This is a genomic window from Psychrobacter sp. Rd 27.2 (assembly GCF_001921755.1).
Taxonomy (GTDB): domain Bacteria; phylum Pseudomonadota; class Gammaproteobacteria; order Pseudomonadales; family Moraxellaceae; genus Psychrobacter; species Psychrobacter celer.
This window is the reverse complement of record NZ_MRYB01000039.1, coordinates 1-771: the sequence shown is the minus strand read 5'-3', so window position 1 is coordinate 771 and position 771 is coordinate 1. Positions and strand designations below refer to the sequence as shown.

Genomic DNA, 771 nt, shown 5'->3' with positions numbered 1-771 from the left:
ACTGCTTTATAAAAGGGCAAAGACTCAATGTCTACTAACATATTTAGTTTTAATCCTAAATAATTATCTTGTAGAACATCTGACAATATATGAACCTCCTTCACGACATCAACTACAGGTGCTCGATTTCCCTGGTAATTATCTAAAGGCAAAAAATTATCTATAACTTTAGGAATATCGTTTTCACGTCCTTTCTCAAACAAATATAAAGTTGCAGCTTGTCTTATAGCTAGCATGATACTTTTATGAGTACTGCTTACAGTCTCTATCATCTTTTACCTTAATTATGAATAGTTATTATTTATTCCAATTTAATAAATCAACCGATATTTACTATAGGCAATAATGCTATAGTGAATTTAGTATAAAAACGATATAGTGAGACTAGGATGAACTTTATGCAGCATCGATCAGCGCAGACACAGCACGCCAGAAAAACTCATACCAGTTCCACGTTGAAATATAATGCCTCTACTTTATTTAGAGTCGACTATATATCGAGATGATGATGTTATATTGTATTTGGGGCTATAGTCGAATCCACATGAGTCAGCTACATGACTATCAAGTTGCCTACACCTAACGTATTATAACTTCGATAACTATCAGTATAAATAAAGCTATCAGGCTTGATTTTACGCTCGATAACAGGCTTGAGCGTGCTTTACTTAGTGTCTGCTATGACATTACTATTTCGTATTAGAATACCTAATACGACTGTTTTGCCAGTAGCCTCGCCATCTCACTTGCCTTTGCCTACATCGCCGAAGT

1 protein-coding gene and 1 pseudogene are annotated in these 771 nt (G+C 34.8%); both read right to left on the bottom strand.

Annotated elements, in window-relative coordinates:
- On the bottom strand, positions 1-272 hold a 272-nt coding region (locus BTV99_RS12500), incomplete at its 3' end, for a hypothetical protein (RefSeq protein ID WP_143507160.1).
- A gap of 302 nt (positions 273-574) precedes the next feature.
- Positions 575-733 (bottom strand): annotated as a pseudogene (locus tag BTV99_RS13810) (transposase); the annotation flags it as partial.
- Between the last annotated feature and the right edge of the window lie 38 nt (positions 734-771).